13 protein-coding genes are annotated in these 23,373 nt (G+C 57.9%); all 13 read right to left on the bottom strand.

Annotated elements, in window-relative coordinates; translation table 11 throughout:
• Nucleotides 1–46: 46 nt before the first annotated feature.
• On the bottom strand, nt 47–883 hold the full coding sequence (locus tag ACFO1S_RS00145) for a carbohydrate ABC transporter permease (protein ID WP_204604684.1): 837 nt from the start codon (nt 881–883) through the stop codon (nt 47–49).
• A 16-nt stretch (nt 884–899) separates the two neighbouring features.
• Nucleotides 900–1,781 (bottom strand): carbohydrate ABC transporter permease, encoded by an 882-nt coding sequence (locus tag ACFO1S_RS00140; protein WP_204604685.1) that lies wholly within the window; start codon nt 1,779–1,781, stop codon nt 900–902.
• 84 nt (nt 1,782–1,865) lie between these two features.
• Nucleotides 1,866–3,167, bottom strand: coding sequence for an ABC transporter substrate-binding protein (locus ACFO1S_RS00135; protein WP_204604686.1), 1,302 nt, complete (start codon nt 3,165–3,167; stop codon nt 1,866–1,868).
• Nucleotides 3,168–3,288: 121 nt separating this feature from the next.
• The gene (locus tag ACFO1S_RS00130) at nt 3,289–4,881 is read right to left on the bottom strand and encodes a response regulator transcription factor (protein ID WP_204604687.1); all 1,593 of its coding nucleotides are present in this window, start codon (nt 4,879–4,881) and stop codon (nt 3,289–3,291) included.
• Complete coding sequence (locus ACFO1S_RS00125; RefSeq protein ID WP_204604688.1) at nt 4,853–6,697, bottom strand: cache domain-containing sensor histidine kinase; 1,845 nt, start codon at nt 6,695–6,697, stop codon at nt 4,853–4,855. Before ACFO1S_RS00125 ends, ACFO1S_RS00130 begins: the two co-directional genes overlap by 29 nt.
• A 222-nt stretch (nt 6,698–6,919) precedes the next feature.
• Nucleotides 6,920–10,069, bottom strand: coding sequence for an alpha-mannosidase (locus tag ACFO1S_RS00120; protein ID WP_204604689.1), 3,150 nt, complete (start codon nt 10,067–10,069; stop codon nt 6,920–6,922).
• A gap of 3 nt (nt 10,070–10,072) precedes the next feature.
• Nucleotides 10,073–12,394 carry a glycoside hydrolase family 3 N-terminal domain-containing protein gene (locus ACFO1S_RS00115; RefSeq protein ID WP_204604690.1) on the bottom strand — a complete coding sequence of 774 codons (2,322 nt, stop codon included), beginning with the start codon at nt 12,392–12,394 and terminating at the stop codon, nt 10,073–10,075.
• A gap of 35 nt (nt 12,395–12,429) precedes the next feature.
• Nucleotides 12,430–13,749, bottom strand: a complete 1,320-nt coding sequence (locus ACFO1S_RS00110) for a glycoside hydrolase family 125 protein (protein ID WP_204604691.1) — start codon at nt 13,747–13,749, stop codon at nt 12,430–12,432.
• Nucleotides 13,750–13,827: 78 nt separating this feature from the next.
• Nucleotides 13,828–16,611 (bottom strand): endo-beta-N-acetylglucosaminidase, encoded by a 2,784-nt coding sequence (locus tag ACFO1S_RS00105; protein WP_204604692.1) that lies wholly within the window; start codon nt 16,609–16,611, stop codon nt 13,828–13,830.
• 102 nt (nt 16,612–16,713) lie between these two features.
• The gene (locus ACFO1S_RS00100; RefSeq protein WP_204604693.1) at nt 16,714–19,827 is read right to left on the bottom strand and encodes a beta-galactosidase; all 3,114 of its coding nucleotides are present in this window, start codon (nt 19,825–19,827) and stop codon (nt 16,714–16,716) included.
• Nucleotides 19,828–19,841: 14 nt separating this feature from the next.
• Nucleotides 19,842–20,759 (bottom strand): carbohydrate ABC transporter permease, encoded by a 918-nt coding sequence (locus ACFO1S_RS00095; protein ID WP_378126012.1) that lies wholly within the window; start codon nt 20,757–20,759, stop codon nt 19,842–19,844.
• Between the two features lie 16 nt (nt 20,760–20,775).
• Nucleotides 20,776–21,708 carry an ABC transporter permease gene (locus tag ACFO1S_RS00090; protein ID WP_204604695.1) on the bottom strand — a complete coding sequence of 311 codons (933 nt, stop codon included), beginning with the start codon at nt 21,706–21,708 and terminating at the stop codon, nt 20,776–20,778.
• Between the two features lie 65 nt (nt 21,709–21,773).
• Complete coding sequence (locus tag ACFO1S_RS00085; RefSeq protein ID WP_204604696.1) at nt 21,774–23,291, bottom strand: ABC transporter substrate-binding protein; 1,518 nt, start codon at nt 23,289–23,291, stop codon at nt 21,774–21,776.
• Nucleotides 23,292–23,373 lie beyond the last annotated feature (82 nt).

Below are 23,373 nucleotides of genomic sequence, written 5' to 3'. Positions count from 1 at the left end.
CCGTTTCGCTATAGACGGCCTCAGCCGCCAACAGTGGCGCAAGCTTCTAGCCCTTGACTGCCGCGCCGACCGTCATGGCCTTCTCCACCTGTTCGCTGAACAGGATATAGACGAGCACGGTCGGCAGCGAAGCGATAGTCATCGCTGCGCCCATAGCCCCCCAATCGGTCGTGAACATCCCTTGAAAAAATTGCAGCCCGAGCGGCAGCGTCTTGAGCGATTCGTCGGAGATGAGCATCAATGCAATCGGGAATTCGTTCCAGGCCGCCAGGAAGACGAAGATGACCATCGTCGCAATCGACGGCTTGACCAGCGGAAGCATGATCTTCCAGAAGGTTTGATAAATATTGGCCCCGTCGATGCAAGCCGATTCCTCCAGATCGTTGGGGATCGTGCGGAAGAAGCCATAGAACACCATAGAGGAGAAGGATACATTAAACGCGATATAAGGCAAAATAAGCGAGGAGTACGTATTGGTCAGATGGAAGTCGCGGACCAGAATAGCCAGCGGAATCATAATGACCTGAACCGGCACGAACATCCCGATGACGATGTACATCTGCGCAATCGTTTTGCCCCGCCAGCGCAGCCGGGCCACGGAATACGCGAACATGATCGCTAGCGCGATCGTCCCGACGACCGTAATCGACGTGACGAGAACGCTGTTGAGGAAATATTGAGGCACGTTAAACTGCGAGAGCGCAGCCGTATAATTTTCGAAACGAAGCGAGGTCGGGAACCCGAACGGATTCGTAACGAAAATCTCGTTGTTGTCCTTTAGAGAATAGAATACCATCCATACAAGCGGATATACGGATATGATCGCATACAGCCACAGAAACAACTGGAACAACGGCTGTTTTTTTCTTAGCCTTGCAAGCATTCGCCATCTCTCCTTCCTAGTAGACAATTCGGTCGCGCGCAATCAGCTTGTTGATCGCGAACGTGACGATGAGACACTCGATGACGAGGAACGCCGCCGAAGCGCTGCCGTAACCGAACTCGCCTACCCGGAATGCGGAACGGTACATCATGTACGTAAGCGTATAGGTATCGGTGCCCGGACCTCCGCCCGTCATAATATACATGTTGGCGAAGGCGTTCAGTCCCCCTGTAATCGCTAGAACGAAACAGAACTTGTACGTTTCCGCCATCAGCGGAATGGTCACCTTCCAGTGGGCCTTCCACTTCTCGGCGCCGTCGATGCGCGCGGCTTCCAAATACTGCTCGGGAATGGAGTTTGCCGCCGCGAGCAGCAGAGCGAAGTGATAGCCCATGTACTGCCAGGCATTCACGAGGGCAATGGCGTAAATCGCCGTCTTCCCGTCGGACAACCAGTCCTGACGGTATTCGATGCCCGCCATCTCGAACAGCTTGTTAATCAATCCGTATTCTCCGTTGTAGATCGCCAGCCACAATTGGCACACGACCGTCACCGAAAGCACGACTGGAATAAAGTAGCTGATCCGCAGAAATTTCCGCCCCTTCGTCCCTTTGCCGGAGATCGTCAGGGCAAGGATCGTGCCGATCCCGATCTGAAGAACCGCCAGCACAGCGGCGAAAATAAGGCCGTTGTATAGCGAAGTATAGAACAGCCGGTCCTCGAACAACCGGATGAAATTGTCCAATCCAATAAACGTGCCCTCGTTCAGCCCGTCCCAATCGAAGAAACTTCTGTAGAAAACCTGCAGCGTAGGCCAAAATACGATAACCGTAAACAGCAGAACGGTCGGCAGCGTAAACAGAAGGATGGCCCCCCTGTTGCCCAGGTACTTGTTCATCTCTACTCCTCCTTGCCGGTCGCTAAAAAGAGCCATGTATACCTTGGCATAACATGGCTCTTATTAGGATTTATCTGTAATCGGTTATTTCAGTGCGCTCTCCAGATCGGAGATGAACTGTTCGGCGGTGTAGGAGCCGCTAAGCAGCGCCTGGGACGCGTCCTCGATGGCCGCCTTGAACTTCGTGTTGGACAATCCCCAAGCGAACGCCGTCGTGCTCGTAATGCTCGGAATATCCTTGGACAATTGCTCCATCATCGGATCGAACGGCTTCTCGACCGGCTTGTCGACCTTCGTCGATACGATCGGACTGCCCTTCTGCGTATATTTGAATTCCGCGTATTTCAGGGCGATGAAGCTGGCCACCTTGGCCGCAAGCTCCTTGTCCTTCGTATTGGCCGACACCGCGTATCCGCCCGGCGTTCCGCCGCCGCTGAAGGCATACTTGGCGCTCTCGTAAGAGGCAGCATCCGGCGCCGGGTAGTACATGTAGCCGACCATGTCGCCCAGCGCCTTGGTCGAGGCCTCGATCTCCCATTGTCCGTTGACGAACATGGCCGCCTTGCCTTCGTGGAACAGAGCCGCAGCCTGATCGTAGTTGAGGTTGGTCGCTCCCTTAGGCAGCAATCCCGCCTTCACCAGATCGACAATGTCTTGCGCGGCTTTCAGGTAAGCCTCGTCCGACGGCTGGGCGATGCCCTTGTCGAGATCGCTGATGCCTCCCGGGCGATACCGCGTGGCGAACATATCGAAGAAGGCGACGTCCGGCCACTTCTCCTTGGCGAAGATCGACAGAGGCGTAATCCCCTTGGCAGCGAAGGCGTCGATTGCCGTCCGAAGCTCTTCGAAGGTCGTCGGAACCTTGACTCCGTTCTGCTCGAACAGCTCCTTATTGTAATACAGCAGTATCAATTCGTTCCCCGCATACGGGAACGCGTAGACGTGGTTGTCGTCCGTGTACAGCGTGTTCAGCGCGTTCTGATGCATCTTGTCCTTGAAGCCGAGCTTGTCGACGTACTCGTCCAGCTCCAGAATGTTGTTGGACTTGCGGAACACGTTGATCTGATCCAATCCGACGTTGATGATATCCGGCAGGTTGCCTGTCGCCGCGTAGGTTTTCAGCTTCTGGCCGTCGTCCTGCGCCTGGATTTCCAGCTCAAGCTCTACGTTAGGCATCTCCTTGGCGAGCTCGGCTACGGCGTAATCGTAGTAGCCTTTCGTGTCCTCGTCAGAGTATTGCGCATAGATTCTCAGCTTCGTTTTGCCTTCCTGGGACGAGCTTGCCGAGCTTCCGGACTGAGTGTCCGATTTGCCGCCGCATGCAGCCAGCGCAAAGGCAAGCGATAGCACAAGCCCGATCGATAAGCCCTTTTTCATTTTTTTCATTGGATGTACCCCCCGTCACAAAATAACCTTCTCGCCTGCAACCACACGATTGCTCTAAAGACAAATTCAGTATAGCCTGCGGGAAGATCATTCTATATGGACTAAACGCACCTCATTAGGATTATCCGCGCATGTTCTCGTAGTCTCTGGGCGAGTAGCCGTAATATTTCTTGAAGGCGCGGCTGAAGTAAGCCGGATCGTTGTAGCCGACCCGTTCCGCGATATCCGCCAGCTTGAAGGCGCCTTCCGCGAGCAGCGCCCTCGCCTGCTCCATCCGCTTCTGCGTAATGTAATCGCCGACGGTAAGGCCGTGCATTTTTTTGAATACGCCCCGCAGATAGCTCGGATTGATATAGACCTGCTGCGCGATCGTCTCGACCTTCAATTCCGAATCCCGGTACTGCTCGTCGATCAGCTGCTTGGCCGTCTCCGCCACCTTCCCGGACTTGGTCTGGCGATGGAGCCTCATGTAATCCATAGCTGTACCGTACATCCCGACGATCCAATGCCGAACCTCCTCGATGGAATGGCGCTGCATGATATCGCTGTAGGGGTAAAATTGCTCTCCGAAGCAATCCTCGATCGGATGCCCGCTCTCCGACACGCAGGACAGGCAGATCGACACTAGCCCCATGCAGATCGTATATACGTAATCGAGGGAGAGCCTGTCCGCGACAATCCCTTGAAAAATATCGTTGAGCTTGCGGTTGACGCTGTCCGCGTCGCCCAGGCGCAGAGCGATCAGCAGCTCCTCGTTCGTCTGGGAGGAGATAAAGCCGCTGGCAAACCCGCGAACGCCTTCGATCTTGTCGTCATAGGCAATGACGCGGTCGCTTCCGATCACGAATTTGTACTGGAGCGCGCGCCTTGCCTCCAGGTAAGATCGGCGAATGCCGCCTACGCCCTCGTGGAACGTTCCGAGCCCGATCGTTACGGCGAATTTCAGATACTTCTTGATCATGAAGCAAAGCTGCTCGTACGCATCGTTGAAGTCGCCCGATTGAACGCTTCTGCCGTCCGGCTCGCAGACGCATAGAATGCGGCCTTCCGGGCCGTTGAAAATCATCGGATTGCCTTCGAACCGAAGCGTCTCGGACAATATATTCGCCACGGCGAATTTCCATAGCTCCCGATCGCTTACCTCGCGCCATTTGTCGTCCATATGATCGATCTCGATGCAAGCGACCTGGAAGCGGTTCGACGCGGCCGGGTATCCGAAGCCCTCCAGACGCGCGCGCGTCTCCTCCTCTCTCAGATGCTCGCTCTCGATTAGAAGGTTAAGGAAGCTCTCTCTCAACATCGCTTCATTGGCCTTGAGGGTCAGCTGCTTGTCCCGCGTCCGGCGAATCTCGGACTGGAGCTTGAGCAGCGTAAGCAGCAGCTCCTCCTTCGTGAAAGGCTTCAGGACGTAATCCTCGACGCCAAGCTTAATCGCTCGCCTCGCGTACTCGAATTCATTATGGCCTGTAATGAGAATAATGCCGGTCTCCGGATAAATCTCCTTAAGCCTCCCGGTCAGCTCCAGGCCGTCCATGAAGGGCATATTGATATCGATCAACGCAATATCCGGGCGAATGCGCCGGGCCAATTCCAGCGCTTCTTCCCCGTTGCGCGCCTCTCCCGCAATCTCAAACCCGTATTCCTCCCAGGGCAGCACCATTCTGAGGTAATCCCTGAAGATGGACTCATCGTCCACGATCATCAATTGAATCAAGCTCGGTTCCTCCGTTTCGTTCGAGAGGGAGCGTAACGGTGACGACCGTGCCCTCCTCCGGGTTGCTGTCGATTTTCAGTCCGTAAGGTTCTCCGAACGAAAGCCGGATTCTTTCGTTCACGTTGCGCAGGCCGAACGAAGCCGGCCGCTCCTCCGGCACCATATTCCCGTCTGGCTCCTCCGAAGAATAGCGAAGAAGCCGGCGAAGCTTGTCCGGCGGAATGCCGACTCCGTTATCCTCCACCGTCAGGACGATTGCGCCCGGCTCGCGGCTTCCGCGGATGCGGAGATGGCCCTTCTCCTTGCGCAGCTTCAGCCCGTGATAGATCGCGTTCTCGATCAGAGGCTGAATCGTGAGCTTGAGAATCGGCCGGTCCAGAATGTTCTGGTCGATCTCGATCGTATACGTGAACACGTCCGAATACCGGATATGCTGAATAGCCAGGTAATCCCTCGCGATGCGAATCTCCTGTTCGATCGTTATGAGCTCCCGGCCTTGGTTTAACGTATGGCGGTAGAAGTCCGCCAGCGCTTTGGTCGTCCGCTGCACGTCCTTGATTCTGCCCATCTCCGACAGAGCGTAGATCACATCGAGCGTATTGTATAAGAAATGCGGCTTGATCTGCGCCTGAATCAGCGCCAGCTCATACTCCTGCTTCTTCTTCTGCTCGAACCTCACGTTGGCGAGCAGCAGCTTGATTCTTCTGGTCATCTCGTTAAAGCCGGAGGCGAACAGCCCCAGCTCGTCCTTCGAATCGACGGCAAGCTTGACGTCCAGGTCTCCGGCCTGGAAGCCCTTCATGCTCTTGGCCAGCCTGACGATCGGATTGGCGATCCACTTCGATAGATAAGCGACGCCTGCAGCCGCGAACAGCAAGCACAATCCGGCGACGATCGCCAGCGTAATCTTGATCTGCGCCAGATCGGTGGTCAGCGCCTTGAGCGGCGTAACGCTGACCAGCTTCCATCCCAGCTTCTGGAAGCTTTCCAGCGTTAACAGCGTTTGTTCGCCGTCGATCGTCCGTATGTCGGTCTCTTTCGCGTGCCCCGTCACCCAGGTCAGCAGATCCGTATCCCCGATTGGCCGCAGGACCTCCTCCTGCCTGCTCGCCGACACGACGTTTCCTGAAGCGTCCGCAATTCGATATTGGGCCGAAGGCTCTGCGTTCATGGTATTCAACACGGCGGAAAACTGGCTTTCCCTTAAGTTCAGCAGCAGAATGCCGAGCGTAGAGCCGGAGTTGATCTCGACGATTTTCTTGCCTGCGGTAAGCACCGGGGCTTGCGTATCGGTAACCCAGTAGGAGCGCCGCTGCATCGGCATCCAGATCGTAATTCCGTTTGTAGCGTCCACGGCCTCGTACAGCGCCTCCCGGATTTCCGGAGGACGATGCTCCTCGACGAACCGATTGGAGCCGTAGGCTCTGCCTTTCGTGTCGATGAACACCGCCGATTCCACGTCGGGGAAGACGAGCAGCGCCAGACTGATCTGGGTCGTAATCGCCGTATAGCGGGTCAGATCGAAGTCATCCCCCTTGTCCGGCGTAGCGGCGATGGCCCGATTCAAATTCAAGGAAAGCATATTCGCGCTGCTCTCCACGTTCTCCATCATCCCGCTCATTCGGTTAATGATCAGGGAGGAGTTGTCCGCGAAGCTCTTCGCGGTTTTGTCCACCACAACGTTCGAATAGACCGCATTGCCTACGTAGCCGAGCACGAGAAAAGGGATCAGCAACAGCGGAAGATAGACGAGCATAATTTTGGTCCGGATTCTGCGATCCCGGAACCATTCGCCGAAAGGTTGCAATTTGGTCATTCGGACGGTCTCCTTAGACGATCTGATAAATGGCCGGCCTTCCCGCAAGCTGCAAAAACGGCCTATGCCTAAATATACAGTCGACCGTTATGAAAATCCATACGGCCTCGCGGAACGACGACAAACCCCTTCATATCGGCAGTGGACTCCGACGAAGGGGCTCGCGATTGAGGTATGGAGAATGCAATCTCTCCGGCAAGCAGCGGGCTTCGAGTCCGCCAACTAGCCTTCCATTCGAATGGTTCTGATCTCGTAAGGCTTGAACGACAGCTCAAGCGTTCCTTCCGGCGACACATCCAGCTCTTCGAGCGCTTCCTCCAGCAGGTTGACGAGCAGCGCGCGCTTCGCGGTAGGAGGCAGGGCAATAATGGCCTTGTCGCGGCTGCCGCACGATTCATACAGCCTGACGACTGTACCTTTCCCGCGCTCCGCCGGCTTGATCGTATCCAGAATAACCGATTGGCTGCTGTATCTCATCAGAGAGCCTTCCGTCGGCAGCGATCTCGGATGTACCGTATGCGCGGGGGAATCGCTTGCCGCAAGCGCGACGACCGGATGATTCAGCTCGCATGCCTTGCGGACGACCTGAGCGGCTCGCCAGTCGCCGTCGTGCGGATACAGCGAATACGTAAACTCATGCTCTCCTATATCCGCGAATTCGTCCGGCCACGTTGACGCTCTCAGCAAAGACAGCCTCATCGTCCCGCCGCGGATATCGTACCCGTACTTGCAATCGTTCAACAGACTGATGCCGTAGTCCCCCTCCGATACATCCGCCCAGCGATGGCCGCACACCTCGTATTGGGCTTGCTCCCAGCTCGTGTTGCGATGGGTCGCCCTTTCCAGAGCGCCGAACGGAATCTCATACGTCGCTTTCTGCGAGACTAGCTCGAAGGGGAATGCCGCCTTAAGCAGCTTATGGCGCTCCCGCCAATCGACGCGAGTCCGGAAATCCACTCGTCTGTCCCGATGATGCAGGATGAGCTCCTGCTCGATCCGGGACTCGTTAAGCCGCCATTCAAACCGGAGAATATCCGCCGTGTCCCCGGCCAATACCGTTCTCGCGGCGAGCAATTCGACTCGCTCCGCGCGCTGCTCTTCATAGCGCGGGTCAATATCCCATGCGTCCCAGAGCAGCGGTCGGTCGTGGAATAGCTGCAGCTCGTTCGCCACGGCTCCGGGCCGCAGCAGCTCGCGTTCGTTCGCCTTGTCCAGCCAGCGCGTAATTTCTCCGCGCTCGTTGAACTCCAGAAGATAGGAGGCCGTCTCCCAGGAAGAGCCCAGCGCGTCAGGAGCTTCCGCCCGCTGCTGCGTCTCTTCCTCCTGAGGCCGCTCCCGCAGCCATATCGCGGCATAGCCGAACGCCGGGATCGCCGGAACGGTCACGCGCAGCTCGCTCTCGCCGCCAACGCCGCCTCCCGGCACATAATCGCTCTCCAGCCGCTCTCCCTTTGCCCCGTAAGCGGCCGTGTTCCGCAGCTCCGGTCCGCCTCGGAGAATGACGGTGTCCGTCCGTTCCCATCCGAGACTGTTGAACAGCACGTATGGCGTTCCCTGTCCGCTATCGACAGCTACTCGCAGCGCGATATCGCGCAGAGCACGATCTCTTTCCTGTGTCCCTGCGGCAAAAATTTGTTCGTATTGCTCCCTTGACGTTTCATAAGCTTCGGTAATCGCGGTTCCCGGAATAATATCGTGGAACTGATTGAGCAGCATCAGCCGCCAGCCTTCCTTCAGCGCTTCCGGTGGCCCGGCAGCCCCTCTCCCCAGCGATCGCGACAGCTCGCTCCAGACTTCGGCGTCGCGGTACAAAACCTCTGCAAGCCGATTGCTTCTTTTATTGCGCGCATGTGTCGTGTACGTCCCACGATGAAGCTCCAGGTAGAGATCCCCATGCCAGCGAGGCAGCGTGTCCGACACCTCTTCGACCCGTTCGAAGAAGGCGGCCGCCCGGCCCATTCTCGCCTCCGGCAAGCCCGGCAGCAGGGGAGACCGGCGAACGAATTCCAGCATTTGGCGGGTAACGCCGCCTCCCCCGTCGCCATGGCCGTATAGAAGCATCAGCTCATCCAGCTTATCCTGCTGCCGATATTCCCGCCAATGCTCCTCTACGTCCGCCGGCCGCGTATGCTCGTTGAGGCCGTGATTCAAATACGATAGGATGGAGGTTCCGTCGATTCCGACCCAATGAAACAGCTCGTAAGGGAACTTGTTCGTGTCGTTCCAATTCAGCTTGGTGGTCATGAAATATTCGACGCCCGCAAGCTTAAGCAGCTGCGGCAACGAAGCGCAGTAGCCGAACGTATCCGGCAGCCATTCGATGTGCGACTTGCGATCGAACTCCTCCTGATAGAAGAGCTGCCCGTGCAGCATCTGACGGACGAGGGATTCGCCGCTCGGAATATTCAAATCCGGCTCGACCCACATGCCTCCGACGAGCTCCCATCGTCCCTCGGCGACGCGTTGCTTGATCGCAGCGTACAATTGCGGATCATGCTCCTTGGCAAAAGCGTACAGAAGGGGCTGACTCTGGGTATAGACGAAATCCGGATATTCCTCCATCAGCGCGAGCATCGTAGAGAACGTGCGGCTCGCCTTGCGGACGGTTTCCCTTACGGGCCACAGCCAAGCAATATCGATATGCGATTGGCCGATCATATGCATCTTGCCTCCAGCCGTGGACCGGGCCGCCAGGCTTCCTGTCTCCTCCGCAAGCGTTCGTTCAATGGCGGTCAGCCCCTCCATATCGCCTCCTTGTTGCGTGCGAAGATGCTCCTCTTCCCGCATGGCCCGATGAAGAGCCTCGTTCAGGGTACGGCGAACCGCGCTGGTCCCGGGCAGCAGAGCCATCGCTTCATAGATCGATTGCACGGTGTACAGCAATTGCTGTGCCGCCCTATCCACCCGAACGAGGAGAATGCGAAAGCGCTCCACCGGGGGATGAATCGTCGCCTGTCGATTAAGCGGGTCAACCGGCTCCGGGATCGGATCGTACAGCTCGATCTCCAGAGACAGCTCCCGCCCCTGATCGGCTCCCGATAAGTACAGCGGGATGAAGGAGTGATTGCGGTCGATGCCGTGATACGAAGCGCCGTTGATCCTCAGCAGCCCTTCGCCTCCCCCTTGGACAAGCAGCCCGGCCGTTGCCGGCTCCCATTCGCGGGGAACGGCAACGCTGCGCGTCAGAAAATAAGTGATGCCGTGCACGCCGTCCAGCCGATCGTCCTGGAAGCGTCCGGCTCCGCCGGGCAACTCCTCGTAATGGCCCGGCCGGACATAACGCGTCTTTCTCATCCGCCAGTCCCTTAGCGGGTGGCTTTCCCTCCATTGTCGATCCGCCAGCACGCGAATCCAACGCTCGATGCGATCCATGCGCTACCCCTCCTCATCCGGAACGACGATAAGCTTATCGCTCGTCCACCGCTCGCAATTCGGACCGATCTTGATCTGGAACTCTCCGGCCTCGACTGTCCATTCCATGCGCCCGTTCAGCATCTGCAGCTGCTCCCGCGAGATCGGGAAGCTGACCTCGCGGGATTCGCCGGGCTGAAGGCTCACTTTCTTGAAGCCCTTCAGCTCGATTGCGGGACGCGCGACCGAAGCGACCTCGTCCGTGACGTACAGCTGGACGACCTCCATGCCGGCCCTCGTTCCGACATTCGTAATCGTCACGCTGGCCGTAGCGGTTCCCTCCTTCGTAATCCGCTGCGGCTGAACCGTCGCCTGTCCGTATTCGAATTCGGTATAGCTTAAGCCGTAGCCGAACGGGTACAGGGGTGTCAGGTCCATCTCCAGATAACGCTTGCCCCGGCTTCTCTTCCCGTTGTAATAAATCGGCAATTGGCCCACATGCCGCGGAACGGAAATCGTAAGCCTCCCGGACGGATTGACGTCTCCGAACAGAATATCGGCCAACGCCGCGCCGCCCAGCTGCCCCGGATACCACGCCTCCAGCAAGGCATCCGCATGCTCGTCGATCCAGGGCTCGACGACGGGCCGACCGTTCATGTAGACGACGATCAGCGGCTTGCCCAGCGCGCGAAGCCGCTGCGCGAGCTCAAGCTGCGCGCCGAGAAGGCGAAGATCGGTTCTGTCGATGCCTTCGCCGCACTCCATCTCGCTTTCCGCCTGACCGTTCACCACAGAGGCTCCCGTTCGCAAATCGATCGAGCCTTCTCCGAAATCCCTGGCGCTCGATCCGCCGAGGGCCAGCACGATCGCGTCCGCAAGCGAGGCTTTCTCCACGGCATAATCCAGCCCGCTGCGGGATTCGTCCCGAATGCCGCAGCCCGGCGCATAGAGGACGCGCTCTCCTTGTTGCCTGCCCAGCTTGGCCAGGATGCCGTCCAGCAGCGTAACGACGCCTTCGCGCGCTTGCGGCGACGTATAATCGCCCAGTTGGTTATAAATCCGGTTCGCATTGGGACCGATCACCGCGACTTTGCCGATGCTCGGCGACAAAGGAAGCGCCTCGTCCTCGTTCTTAAGCAAGATGATGCCTTGTTGAGCCGCTTCCCGCGCTAGAGCCAGATGCTCCGAGCAGCCGTTGACCCTCTTCGCATGCGCGGGATCGATGTACGGCGAATCGAACAAGCCGAGACGGAATTTGGCCGTCAGCACGCGTCCGACCGCTTCGTCGATATGCGCCTCGTCGATCAGCCCCCGGTGCAGCGCCTCCTGCAAATGTCGGCCGAACATCTCCCCCGACATTTCCATATCAATGCCGGCTTTCAGCGCCATAGCTGCGGCATGAGGACCGTCCTGTGCCACGTCGTGTCCCGAGATCAGCATTTCGATCGCTCCGCAATCCGTCGTCACGAAGCCGTCGAAGCCCCATTCCTGCCGAAGCGTCTCTGTGAGCAGCTCCGCGCTGGATGTGCAAGGAATGCCGTCGATCTCGTTATAGGCCGCCATGACGGAGCCCGCGCCTGCGGCGACTGCCTTCCGGAACGGATGAAGATCGACCTCGTGCAGCTCGCGCGGCCCCATATGCGCGGGGCCTGCGTTCCGTCCGCCTTCCGGGCTTCCATAGCCGGCAAAGTGCTTCAGCGTCGCGATCAGGCTGTCCTTGGAATCGAGTCCCGGTCCCTGCAGCCCTTCAACGGCGGCGACGGCGAACTCCCCGATCAAATACGGGTCCTCTCCGAAGCATTCCTCCGTTCTCCCCCATCGGGGATCTCTCACGACGTCCAGCACGGGTGAATAGGCGGCCGCCCCTCCTTGGCTGCGGGTCTCGCGCGCGATCGCCCTGCAGATATCCCGGTACAAATCCGCATTCCAGGTGCTGCCCAGCAGCAGCGGCACCGGAAATACCGTTGCTCCTATGGCCATATGCCCGTGCGAGCATTCTTCCCCGAACAGAATCGGTATTCCGAGCCGCGAATGCTCGACGGCGTACCGCTGGATTTCGTTAAGCGCCTCGGCCCCCGCTTCGGGCGACAACCCGTCCAGCAGTGTTACGCCGGACCACGGGTCCGCGCGCAGAACTCCGTACAAAGCCCCGATTCCGCCTTCCTCGCCGACCTTCCGCTTGAACTGTTCCGTCAACACGATGCCGCCGCTCTCCTTGCGGTAGACCTGCCAGCCGAAGGGCTGCAGAAGTTGGCCGATCTTCTCCTCCAAAGTCATGATCCGAATAAGGGCGTGAACGCGTTCCTCCGTCGCCGTACCTGTTGTGCCTGTATCGATGCTTTTCATTCCGTCTCTCCGTTTCCGTTGGTCGTTATCTCCAGTCACAGCCATTGCTTCTCCATCCCGTCGTACACAAGCTGGGCGAACAGGCTGTTTGACCAGCAGAACCAGCTTCTCGTATATTGAGCGGGATCGTCCGCGTGAAAGCCTTCGTGCATAAAACCGGTATCGGCGTCGGTTGCCTCCAGCATGTCGACCATTCGTCGTTTCTCGTCCGCCGAGACGGCGGTAAGGCCCTGCATGGAGAGCGCCATCGGCCACACATATCGCAGCGGCGTATGGGGACTACCGATGCCTTTGGCGGCAACGCCTTCAAAGTAGTAAGGGTTGCCCGTGCTGAGCGCAAACCTTCGCGTATTCAAGTAAATCGGATCGTCGCAAGCCGTAAAGCCGAGATAGGGAATGGACATCAGCCCCGGCGTGCCTGCATCGTCCATCAGGCAATAATTGCCGAAGCCGTCCGTTTCGTAAGCGTAGATGCGTCCGAACTCGGGATGAAGATACGTGCCGTACAGACGAATGCCGTGTTTGATTTCTTCCTCCAGCCGCGCAAGCTGCGATGCCAGCTTCTCGTCGCGGTAAGCCTCCATGGCCATCTCGCGCATGTAGCCGAGTACGACGGCCGCAAACATGTTCCCGGGAATGTTGTAGTGAAATTCGCAGGCGTCGTCGCTGGGCCGGAATCCCGACCAGATCATGCCCGTGAAGTTCACCGGCAAGCCCCGTCCTTCGTTCAGCAGCGTTTCCGTCAGCATTCCGCAATCCCGCTCGAACCGGTAGGGCGAACGCTCCATATGACGCTGCTCCGTCCTCCACAGGGCCAGAATCGTCCGAATCGCTTCCTTAAAGCTGTCGTCGAAAATATCGGAGCGCTTCGTAGCTCTCCAGTACTTGTAAGCCAGCCGCATCGAGAAGCAGATCGAATCCAGCTCGAATTTTCTTTCCCAGGCCCAGGGCCCCATCTCTGTCACATCCGAAGCGTCCCAATGCCAATCGTTGGGCGACTCGTTATACGCATTCGCATAGGGGTCGATCAAGATGCAGCGCACATGTCTGCGAATCAGCCCGCTTAGAATCCGCTGCAAGCCGGGGTCTTCGGCAGCCAGCGGTACGTAATGGATCATCTGCTCGACCGAATCTCTCAGCCACATTGCCGGAATGTCGCCCGTCAGGACGAATGTCGTTCCGTCGTCCGTCAGCTTTGTCGCCGTCTCCAGCGTATTCGGGTAGCAATTCAAAAATTGGCGGAGCAGCCTCGGCCTATGGGCAAGCTTCTCCTCCGCGCGGGTCATGACGCTGCGAACGGAGTCCGGCAGGGTTAAGGGCGGCACATGAATCGATGGCAGCTTGAATTTTTCCATGGGGTCCAAACCTCTCTTGTCGTCAGTTGAAGTGCTTATTCGCAAGGGAGGAGAGCCTCCGGCTCTCCTCCCTCTCCGTTACTGGCCTCGCAAATAGACCGGGGTCGATAGATTGCCGGCGTAATCCTCCATGACCACCGTTACGGTAGTCGCGGTCGAGGTGAAGCTCAGGGCGGCTTTGGTCGTGCGGCCGCGTATGATTTTCGCCTGATTGCCCGTGCTGTAGGTCGTCGGGAACGATCTGGCGACTCCGTTCTCGTAAATATACATATAGCGCCAGTCTCTCGCATTCGGCATCGGCAGGTTCAGCGTGTTGCCGCTCCACGACCAGGCTTCCGCGTAAGGCTCGGAGACGGCGTCGATGAAGTTCCCGCTCTTCGAGACGGGCGCGGCGCTTCCCTTCGTCACCGTTACGAGGTAATCGTCGCCGTTGACGGGCATTCCGGTGAATGTCGCCGAATTCGCTCCGGGCGACACTTGCGTCTGCACGCTGATCGGCGTTGCCGTCGTAATCCAGTTGAGCGACTGCAGACTTACGGTCGTCGTACCCGTTCCCGACGGCGGATTCGTCCAGCTGACGACGACCTGGCCGTTCGCGCTCGAAGCGACATTGAGGCCGGAGACGGCGGTTGTCAGATCAAACGGCAGCATAGCGGCGGTACCTTCCGTTCCGTCCGCGCCGACGGCAGCGACATTAATCGTTCCCGACAAGGCCGGCAGCTTCTTGATATAGAACGTGTCGTCATACTTCCCGCCGACAAACACGTCGTTGACATAAACGTTATACTGCTTGACTTGCGCATAATTCGTATTCATGTTCCACTTAACGACCATTTCGTTCGAATCCTTGTACGCTTGGGCGATGGCCAGACCGGAAGGCGCTGCAGGCGAAGCCGCCGAGCCGTCGAAGATGCGAATTTGACCGATATTCATCTGGTAGTTGTTAACCGTGCCCGTGCCGGGATTAAACGCAAGGCCGAACGCGGCAATCGTCTTGCCCGCATACGCGCCCAGGCTCAGCTCCTGCGTCACCCAGCCGCTTGTCTGGGCGCCGGAATTAGGCACCTGCACCTTGACCGTCGCCCCCGGATTGTCCGCGAAGACAAGGCCAACGTGCATCGTCGACAGATCGGAAGCCGAAGGCTTTCTGTACGTGATCGAAACCTTCGAATTCGCGTTAACGCTCAAATTCGTCTTGTACAGACGCAAAAAGTTTTCGGCGTTCAGGCTGCCGTTCACGACAAGCGAGCTGCCTCCATGATATCCGCCAAGCTGCTCGTAATTGAACCTGCTCGTGGAGGCGAGGTTGTATTCCGGGCCGTAGTCGAAATCGACCGTAAGCCGGTTGCCCGTCGTATCCTGCCACCATTGCCAAGTGACGGGAATGTCCTGCAGGCTCATGTTGGACCATTCGTCCGGGTTGGACACGGCCCCGTTCGCATAATAGTTCAGGCCATGCCCCGTATTGAAGTTCGTATAGAAGTTGGCGCCGCCGATGACCGAGCGCTCGGCGATGACGGACGCGATGCCGGGCCAGTTGCGATTATCCGCGTATACGTCGCTGACCGTGTTCGTCGTCGGCTTCGCCGTATTTTTCGGGTTGACGTTAGGTCCCGACCACCAGAGCTGCTCCCTCAGATGCGTCATCCACTGGTAATCGTTGTCCGCGCGCCGATTGCTCGGATAAGCCAGCCCCATATCCTCGTCGAGCCCGGCGTGCACGAAATCCGCGCCCAGCGTGGCCAGGCTCAGCCTTAACGAGCTGCCGGACAGCTTGCTGCTCAGTTGGGTTCCGTTCGTCGCGCTCCAGCGGTTGCCTCCCGCCTCGATGCCGGCGAAGCCCGTGTCGAAAATGTTGTAGCTCGTGCCGTAAGCGCTGTTGATCGTATTCAAGTAGCTGACGGCATTGGAGATCTGCGTGCCGCTCATGCCGTAATCGAAGAAGAAGGAATCGGACACCCGTCCGGAGACGCTGTCATGCAGCATGGAAGCGTTCGTTGCGTTGAAGGTTCTGGCGAACGAATTGGAGCCGTTGCTCGTATTCAGCGAGTCGTACCACTGCACGTACAAACCCGCATTTCTCAGCGCCTTCACGAAAGCTTTGTAATTGGCGATATCCGCGGTGGCGACGTTGGGAGACAGCTCCTCCTGATTGATGAAATAGCCGTCGTAGCCGAAATACTGCGCCATCTCGATCAGCTTGAGCGCCACCGGAAAATTGCCGGCCGCATCCTTCGCGAGCATCTGCTTATACGTCTGCTGGCCCCGGTCGTTGTTGGAGAAAAAAATACAGGCCAGCGACAGTACGCCGTTCTTGTGAGCCGCATCCGTATAGGCCGGATTCGGGATGTTCAGCATGCCGAACTCGAACCATTTTTGCTGCCAGTTCTGCTGGGCCAACGCGTCGTAGTAGCTTGGAGGCGTATAGGCCGTCGCCGTGCCGTGCCAATAGGAGTAGTAGTCCGCGTATTGCCAGAAGCTGAAATGATATTGCGCGAATTTGTTCGTATACGGCGCATTCTCGATGAAGGCGTTTCCATAATCGCCCGCGACCGTGATCATTTTCGCGTTTGCGCTTAAGCTCGGGTTGGCCTGCGTCGCGGCGAACGAAGCGATTCGCAGCTGCAAGGGCACGCGCGATCTCAAGCTTGCCGCATCGGGATCGATCGCCGGGCTCCATCTCGCGATCTGGCCGCTCGTATAGCCATGTACGCTGGGCTCGTTGACGCCGTGAGCGCTGCTGCCCGTAAAGGGCCAGGTATCGCCTGCGCTTGCGGTTCCGGGCAGAAGAAGCGTAATACTCAACAATAAAGCGGGCAACCAGACAAGTTTTTTGCGGCCTTGCGGCTTTTTCCTCATCATTTTATCCCCTTCACATTGAATTTGCCTTTCCAAGACCGAATATATCACGCCGATACCGGACCCTCTAGTGAACAAACTATACTTGAAGTGTCAGTATTAAAGCTAAGTCGATGAGAGAACGGCAACCTCGTCGGGCCGATAGACGCTCCGAATCGCGCCGTTCCCGTCGACGGCGAACAAGACCGCGCGCTCGCTGTCCAGCTCGAAGGAATAGACCGCGCCGTTCGCAGGGTCCTCGACCTTGACCGGAATGCGGCGGGAGCTTTCGGAGACGAAGACGAACAAGACTCCTCGGGGGAAGGCAAGCTTCCTTCCGTATACGCCCGGCTCGTCGCCGCCCTGCAGCCAGAGCAGCTCCGGCCGTACCCCCGCCGCGTCCAGAGCATATCGGTACAGGGCCGCGATCGGCTCGGTCCTGTCGTTCAATTCCACAGGAAGCGGACACCAGATTAGCCGCCCCCGGCCGACTGGGATTACATGTACGCCCGCCGCGCCTTCTCCCGCAGTGGGAGGCGTCTCCAGGCTTAATTGGGCGATCCGCTCTCCGCCGAACGAGACCGGGTAGAGACGGCCGTTCAGCGACAGCGCCTCTTCCCGCAGCGCGTTGCGAATACGGCGCGCCCCGGTCAGCTCCTGCAGGCGGCTGGTCGGCGCGCCGTATTCGTCCAGTCCCAGCGCGCCCGTAACGAGCAGCGTTCCTCCTTGCCGCTCCATCCATCGGACGAGCTTGTCCATCGCCCCGTCCGAAAACTGATGAGCCCCCGGCACAATGATCAGCTTGGCCGGATCGCCCGCCAATTGTTCAAGATGATACTCTCCTGCGGCTCTGAACGCCGTCTTCATCTCGTACGCGAGCGTTCTCGTCAGCTTCGCCGTCGCATCGAAGGCCAGCTTGCGGGTGGAAAAGTCGTTTGCATACGGATAGACGACACAGATTTCCTCTGGCTCCCGATCCTCGAACAAATCGCCGATGCTCGCCATGAATTGCCCGAATCGATACGAAACATCGGCTTCCGGCTTCTCCGAGCCGTCCGCCCGCAGCGCGCCGATGTTGGACTCGTTCACATTGTTCATGTAGCTGTTCGTATTCCAGATCCATTGAACGGCCCCCGCCCCGCCGGTCGCGAACGCGTACGCGTACTTGCGTTCGAGAATGCTGCGCAGCTCCTTTTCCGTTCTCTTGGCAAAGCCGTTGCCCGTCTCGACGTACATGATGCCGGTTTCTTGCACGAGGCAGGGCTTATCCGGCGTCTTCGCGAAGATGCCGTCCCAGACGAGGTGATCCATCAGCCACCAGGAATGCATCGTCGTGTAATCGACCGCTTCCGCATAGAAATGAGGGGACGGACGCTGTGCGGACAATGCCTCGTCCTGCCCCACCGTAACGGGCTGGCGGCCACCGCATGCCCGAATCGCAGAGGTCATCTCCTCAATCCAGCGATTGTGCATGTCCATCGTAAACAAGGCGTAATCGAGCCATGGCCCGCTTTTTTTCGGAAGGATCGGGGTCGTACGAAAATTCACGTCCGTGATGTCAGGCAGCCGGGCGGACCGGAAATCGGGCAATTGTCGAGGCGTCATGTCCCAGCGCTCCTGCAGCGCAGCTATCGTGCCATGCCGCTTCTCCAGCCATTCGGCGAACCGTGTCCTCTCGAACTCGTCCCCCGCCGTAGCCGGCCCCGAGAAAATCCTGGCGGGATCGAACAGGGACGGCTCGTTAATGAGATCCCAATGAACGTTCGCGGTGGTCGCATGCCGCGACACGATTGCGGCGACAAACCGCTTCTGCGCCTCGACGCTGCGAGGATCGAGATAAGGATTGACGCCCTCCCACGCCTCCGGCACGAAGGAGAAGAACGTAAACGTAACCTCCATTCCGTGCTTGACGGCCGTCAGAATAAAGGCGTCGATCGCGCGCAGCACCTCCTCGTAAGGATGGCCGTCCACGAACATGACCTGCCGCCAGGCCGTCCAGATGCCCGTGCGGATAAGGTTGACGCCCGCCTCCTTCATTCGGGCCATGTCTCTGTCCCAGAGCGCCACATTGGGCAGGAACAGAAATTTGCGCCCCACGTCGGAGCCCATGTAAGTCATGCCGACAACCGGCATCGGCCTTCCGTTCTTTCGAAAATAATCGCGTCCGCAGCGCAACGGCTCTCCTTGCTCCAGCAGCGCTTTATCCATCCCCCAGTAGCCCTGAAGCAGAAGTCTCGTTTCACCCTTCTCCGATTCGGCGCGGCATTCGAGGGTATATTGCCCCGCTTCAACGGCCGAAGGCGCGGGGATGCGTACGATTGACAGCTCCCGGGTTATCGGAAGAGCGAACCGCTCCTCCCCGATCTGCTCACGCGTCGTTCCGCTATGACGGAAGAGCTGCAGCCGGAATTCCCAGCGAATCTCCGGCTTTCCGGCCGTTTCCCCTCGTCTGGCCAACCGTTGCCCCTGAAGCATCAGCCGGGCTTGTTCACCGGGCTCGTACACGGCGGCTCCCGGCTTGAGCCAGAGCTCCGTAACGCCTTGGCGCGCGAAAGCGGCCCATTCGACGAGAGCTTCAACGCCGCCTTGCTCCCAGAAGCGCGCCTCCGGGAGCAAATTCGCGAATACCCATCTGCCTCCGGCGAAGGCGCCCTTCACGTTCTCGATCAAGACGATCGGCGCGGCGACTTCTCGCCCTTCCGGCGATATCCCCTTAAGCAGGGCATGGATGTGCGCATCCATCGGACCGCTGGTGCCGCCTTCGCCGACGCGGTCGTCGGCCCGTGTCGCATGCAGCACGAAGCCGTCCGTCTCCTGCACGGAAAACAGCTCCTCCCGTCCCCGCAGCAGAGGATACTCCTCGCTGGCCGCATAGCGCGCGATCGGGGCAGGGTCCACGCGAAGAATCTCGTGTATGCGCAATTGCTGATGATAGGCCGTCTGTTTCCGCTCCGCGACAACAGCTCCTTCCGCTTCCCGAACCGGAATTCGGAACGGCTTTCCGCCAAGATGAAGCAGGGCTCCCCCTTCCTCCAAGAAATGCAATATTGCCGCCCATGCCCCCTTAGGAAAGTACGGACCGTGCAGGTTGATCAGGCAATCGGCCTTCTCCAAGGCAGACGGCAATTCGTCCAAGCCTGCAATCCTGAAGCCCGGAGGAAAGGAGGCCAGAGCGGTATCGCCCGGCCTGGCTCCCGCAAAGGGCAAACGTTCGTCATAGAATACGATAGCTGATCTCATCGTTGCACTCTCCCCTACTCTTTCACGGCTCCAACGGTCAGCCCTTGCACGAAATAGCGTTGGAAAAACGGATAGGCGAGCACAATCGGCCCTGTGGCGAGCACAACCATCGCCATTCGGGAGGTTTCCTGCGGCATATCCTGCAAGATCGTCGTGCTGATCGAGGAGTTCGTCGTATTTTGCATCAAAAACTGCATGCTCGTTTCCAGGCGCATCAGCATCGATTGGAGCGGAACGCGATTCGGCACGTCGATGTACAGCAGCGCGTTAAACCAATCGTTCCAATAGCCGAGGGTGCTGAACAGCCCGACGGTCGCCAGTCCCGGCAGTGATAACGGCAGCACGAGCCTGAACAGCGTCTGAAATTCCCCCGCCCCGTCGATTTTGCCCGACTCGATAATCGCATCGGGAACCATAGTGCTGAAATACGTTCTCATAATCATGATGTAGAACGCGTTAACCGCCATCGGCCAGATGAGCGCGCCGAGCGTATTCTGCAGATGGAGCAGCTGCGTGACGACGATAAACGTCGGCACCATGCCTCCGTTGAACAAGAGAGTAAACACCGCGAAGAAGCCGAAGAAGCGTCTATACTCGAAGCTCTTGCGGGAGATCGCGTAAGCATATAGCGTAATGAGCGCCAGGCTGACCAGCGTTCCCAGAATGGTGATCGTAATCGTTACGCCGTAGGAGCGGAGCAGCGCTTCGCCGGTCTTGAAGATGAAGCGATAAGCGTCCAGGCTCCAAGCCTGCGGTATGATTCGGTAGCCATCCCGTGCGAGCGTATACTCGTCCGTAAAGGAAATGAGTACCACGAACAGGAACGGGAAGACGCAGGCAATGGCGAATAAGCCGGTGAGCACGTTCAAAGCGATGTTCGTCGCCGGCGATACTTGATGGAAATTGCGTTTGCGCGTTCGCGTGAATGCCACTTTCATCCCTCCGACTTCAAAACAGCGCGTTGTCTTTGTTTATTTTCCTTACAATGAAATTCGTGGAGACGACAAGAACGAAGCCGACGAATGACTGATACAAGCCTGCGGCTGTCGTCATGCCGATCTCCCCCGTCGTTTTTAAGCCTCTGTACACATATGTGTCGATTACGTTCGTCGTGGCGTAGAGCAGACCCGAATCCCGGGGCACCTGATAGAACAGCCCGAAATCGGCGTAGAATATTTTACCGACCGCCAGCAGCGTCAGAATCGTCATCAGAGCCGAGAGCTGCGGCAGCGTAATATGGCGAATCTGCTTCCACTTGCCCGCTCCATCAATCATCGCGGCCTCGTAGAGGGAACGATCGATTCCCATGATCGCCGCCAGGTACATGACGCTGTTATAGCCGACGAATTTCCATAAATAGATCAGAACGAGGATGTACGGCCAATATTTCGGATCGGCATACCAGTTGATCGGCTCCATTCCGAACAAGGAGGTAATCTGATTAAGCAGCCCCTTGGAGGAGCTCAGAAAGCTGAATACAAAGTAGCCGACAATGACCCAGGACAGGAAGTACGGCATGAACATCGCCGTCTGGTACGTCTTGGACAAGCGCTTGCTGCTCAATTCCACCAGAACGATCGCCATCGCCACCGCGACGATCAGGCCGAGCACGATAAAGGCCGCGTTGTACAGCACCGTATTGCGCGTAATGATGAAAGCGTCGTCCGTTCGGAACAGGAAGTCGAAGTTTTTCATGCCGACCCATTGGCTGTTGACGATGCTTGCCAGAAATCCGCCCGAATCGTAGCGGTATTCCTTGAATGCAATAATCGTGCCGGCCATGGGCAAGTAGGAAAAGACGACGAACCAGATCGTGGCGGGAAGCACCATGAGCAGCAGCATCTTATTTCGGTTCAATCGCTTCAAGGATCGCGCCAGCATGTGAATTCCCCTTTCGCTTGAATGGGAAGGGACCGGACGCTCGCATCCGGCCCCTCCTCAGCTTGCTACTTCGCAGCCTTCCATTCGTCCAGTTGTTTTTGCGCTTCGGCGATAATGACATCCAGCCCCGCCGCCTTGAACTTCTCGATCGCCTTCGGCAGGTAATCCTCCGGATCGACCGTGCCGGTCATCAGAGCGGACCAGAACTCGCCTTTGACATTCTGAACCGCCGCCAGCTCGGAGGTGACGTTGGACGTGTCGAAGTTGAAACCGAGCGTCGGAGCCGGCTTGCCCGCGCTGTTGAAGGTTTTGTATTCGTCCCATTTGTTGTCCGGATCGCCCGGATTCAAATACGTAAGCATGATATTGCCCAGCGAGAAGGTCGGCATATCGTAGTTCTTGGAATCGTCCAGGTTCTCCATGCGATTGTCGCCCGTTTTCTTGTAGTGCACGCCCTCCATGCCGGAATCTACCATATTGCGAAGATAAGGATCGGTATTCAGCAGATTCAGGAAATCCATCGCCTTGTCGGGATGCTTGGAGTTGGCGGAGATCGCTTGCATGGACCCCATGACCGACCAGTTGAAGACGACCGAATCGCTGGCCGGCGTGGACACGACAGGGTAGCCGTAGCTCGACGACCACAGATTGTCGGCGAACGGCGTCGTCGCCGCGCGGTCGAGGAACCACTTGCCGGACTTCTGCACGTCGTCAAGCGATGTCGCCGTAGCCGCTTCAGGGGATACATATCCGGCCTTATAATATTTGCGCATCGTTTGGAGCGCTTGCTTCATCTCCGGCATCTCCAGTACGTTGACCACCTTGTAATCCTCCGAGCCCAGCCTCACGGCCATCGGCAGATTGGAAATCAGGTAATCGTACGGAACGACCGGCACGTAGTCCTTGTTCATTGCGAACGGAACGACGCCCGGCTCGCTTTCTTTTATTTTCTGGAGCATCGGCTCCAGGCTTTCCAGCGTCGAAGCGCCCGTGATGTCGATGCCGTATTTGTCCGCGAGCGTCTTGTTGAACCTCCATACCTCCAGAGCGGGCAATTCCTTGTTGGCCGGAATGCCGTAATTGTGGCCGTCCACCTTGGAGCCCTCCAGGAATGCCGGATTCAACGCCTGTTGAATGCCTTGGCCGTTCGTTTTCAGCAGCTCGTCGATTTCAAGGAATGCGCCCTTCCGCGCATTCTGCACGTAGTCGAACGCCCAAGAGGAAGTAAACAGAATGTCCATCGGCGTTCCCGAGGCTGTAAGCACTTTCATTTTTTCGCTGTAATCGCCCCAGTCGAGCTGGGTCATCTTAACGGTGACTCCGATCTTTTCGGAGGTGTATTTGCTCACTTCTTCCATAACCCGGCTTACGTCTTTCTGCGGCGTTCCGATCGTGTACCAGATCAGCTCGACGGGCTCCTCCTTGCTTGCGGACGCTTCCGTCGCGGCCGAAGGCGAGCTGGAGGACGAAGCCTGCGCCGAAGGCTTAGATTTGTCATTGCTGCCTCCGCAAGCGCTGAGCGCAAGCGCGAACCCAAGCAGAACGGCGAGCGAGAGAGCTGGAAAATTCCTTTTCTGTTTCATGTTTTCTACCCCTCCGAGATGGATTGACCTTATTCCTGCGTCTAAGGCTTAATTCAACTGTACGCGATGAAAGCACTTTCAT

It is taken from the genome of Cohnella boryungensis (assembly GCF_042651945.1).
Classification (GTDB): Bacteria; Bacillota; Bacilli; order Paenibacillales; family Paenibacillaceae; genus Cohnella; species Cohnella boryungensis.
The sequence above is the reverse complement of the archived record's forward strand: the minus strand, read 5'-3'. Positions and strand labels throughout refer to the sequence as shown.

Excerpts from the sequence above, each read along its gene's own strand:
- ACFO1S_RS00145 (WP_204604684.1), bottom strand. The coding sequence starts at position 883 with ATGCTTGCAAGGCTAAGAAAAAAACAGCCGTTGTTCCAGTTGTTTCTG.
- ACFO1S_RS00140 (WP_204604685.1), bottom strand. The coding sequence starts at position 1,781 with ATGAACAAGTACCTGGGCAACAGGGGGGCCATCCTTCTGTTTACGCTG.
- ACFO1S_RS00135 (WP_204604686.1), bottom strand. The coding sequence starts at position 3,167 with ATGAAAAAAATGAAAAAGGGCTTATCGATCGGGCTTGTGCTATCGCTT.
- ACFO1S_RS00125 (WP_204604688.1), bottom strand. The coding sequence starts at position 6,697 with ATGACCAAATTGCAACCTTTCGGCGAATGGTTCCGGGATCGCAGAATC.
- ACFO1S_RS00120 (WP_204604689.1), bottom strand. The coding sequence starts at position 10,069 with ATGGATCGCATCGAGCGTTGGATTCGCGTGCTGGCGGATCGACAATGG.
- ACFO1S_RS00115 (WP_204604690.1), bottom strand. The coding sequence starts at position 12,394 with ATGAAAAGCATCGATACAGGCACAACAGGTACGGCGACGGAGGAACGC.
- ACFO1S_RS00110 (WP_204604691.1), bottom strand. The coding sequence starts at position 13,749 with ATGGAAAAATTCAAGCTGCCATCGATTCATGTGCCGCCCTTAACCCTG.
- ACFO1S_RS00105 (WP_204604692.1), bottom strand. The coding sequence starts at position 16,611 with ATGATGAGGAAAAAGCCGCAAGGCCGCAAAAAACTTGTCTGGTTGCCC.
- ACFO1S_RS00100 (WP_204604693.1), bottom strand. The coding sequence starts at position 19,827 with ATGAGATCAGCTATCGTATTCTATGACGAACGTTTGCCCTTTGCGGGA.
- ACFO1S_RS00090 (WP_204604695.1), bottom strand. The coding sequence starts at position 21,708 with ATGCTGGCGCGATCCTTGAAGCGATTGAACCGAAATAAGATGCTGCTG.
- ACFO1S_RS00085 (WP_204604696.1), bottom strand. The coding sequence starts at position 23,291 with ATGAAACAGAAAAGGAATTTTCCAGCTCTCTCGCTCGCCGTTCTGCTT.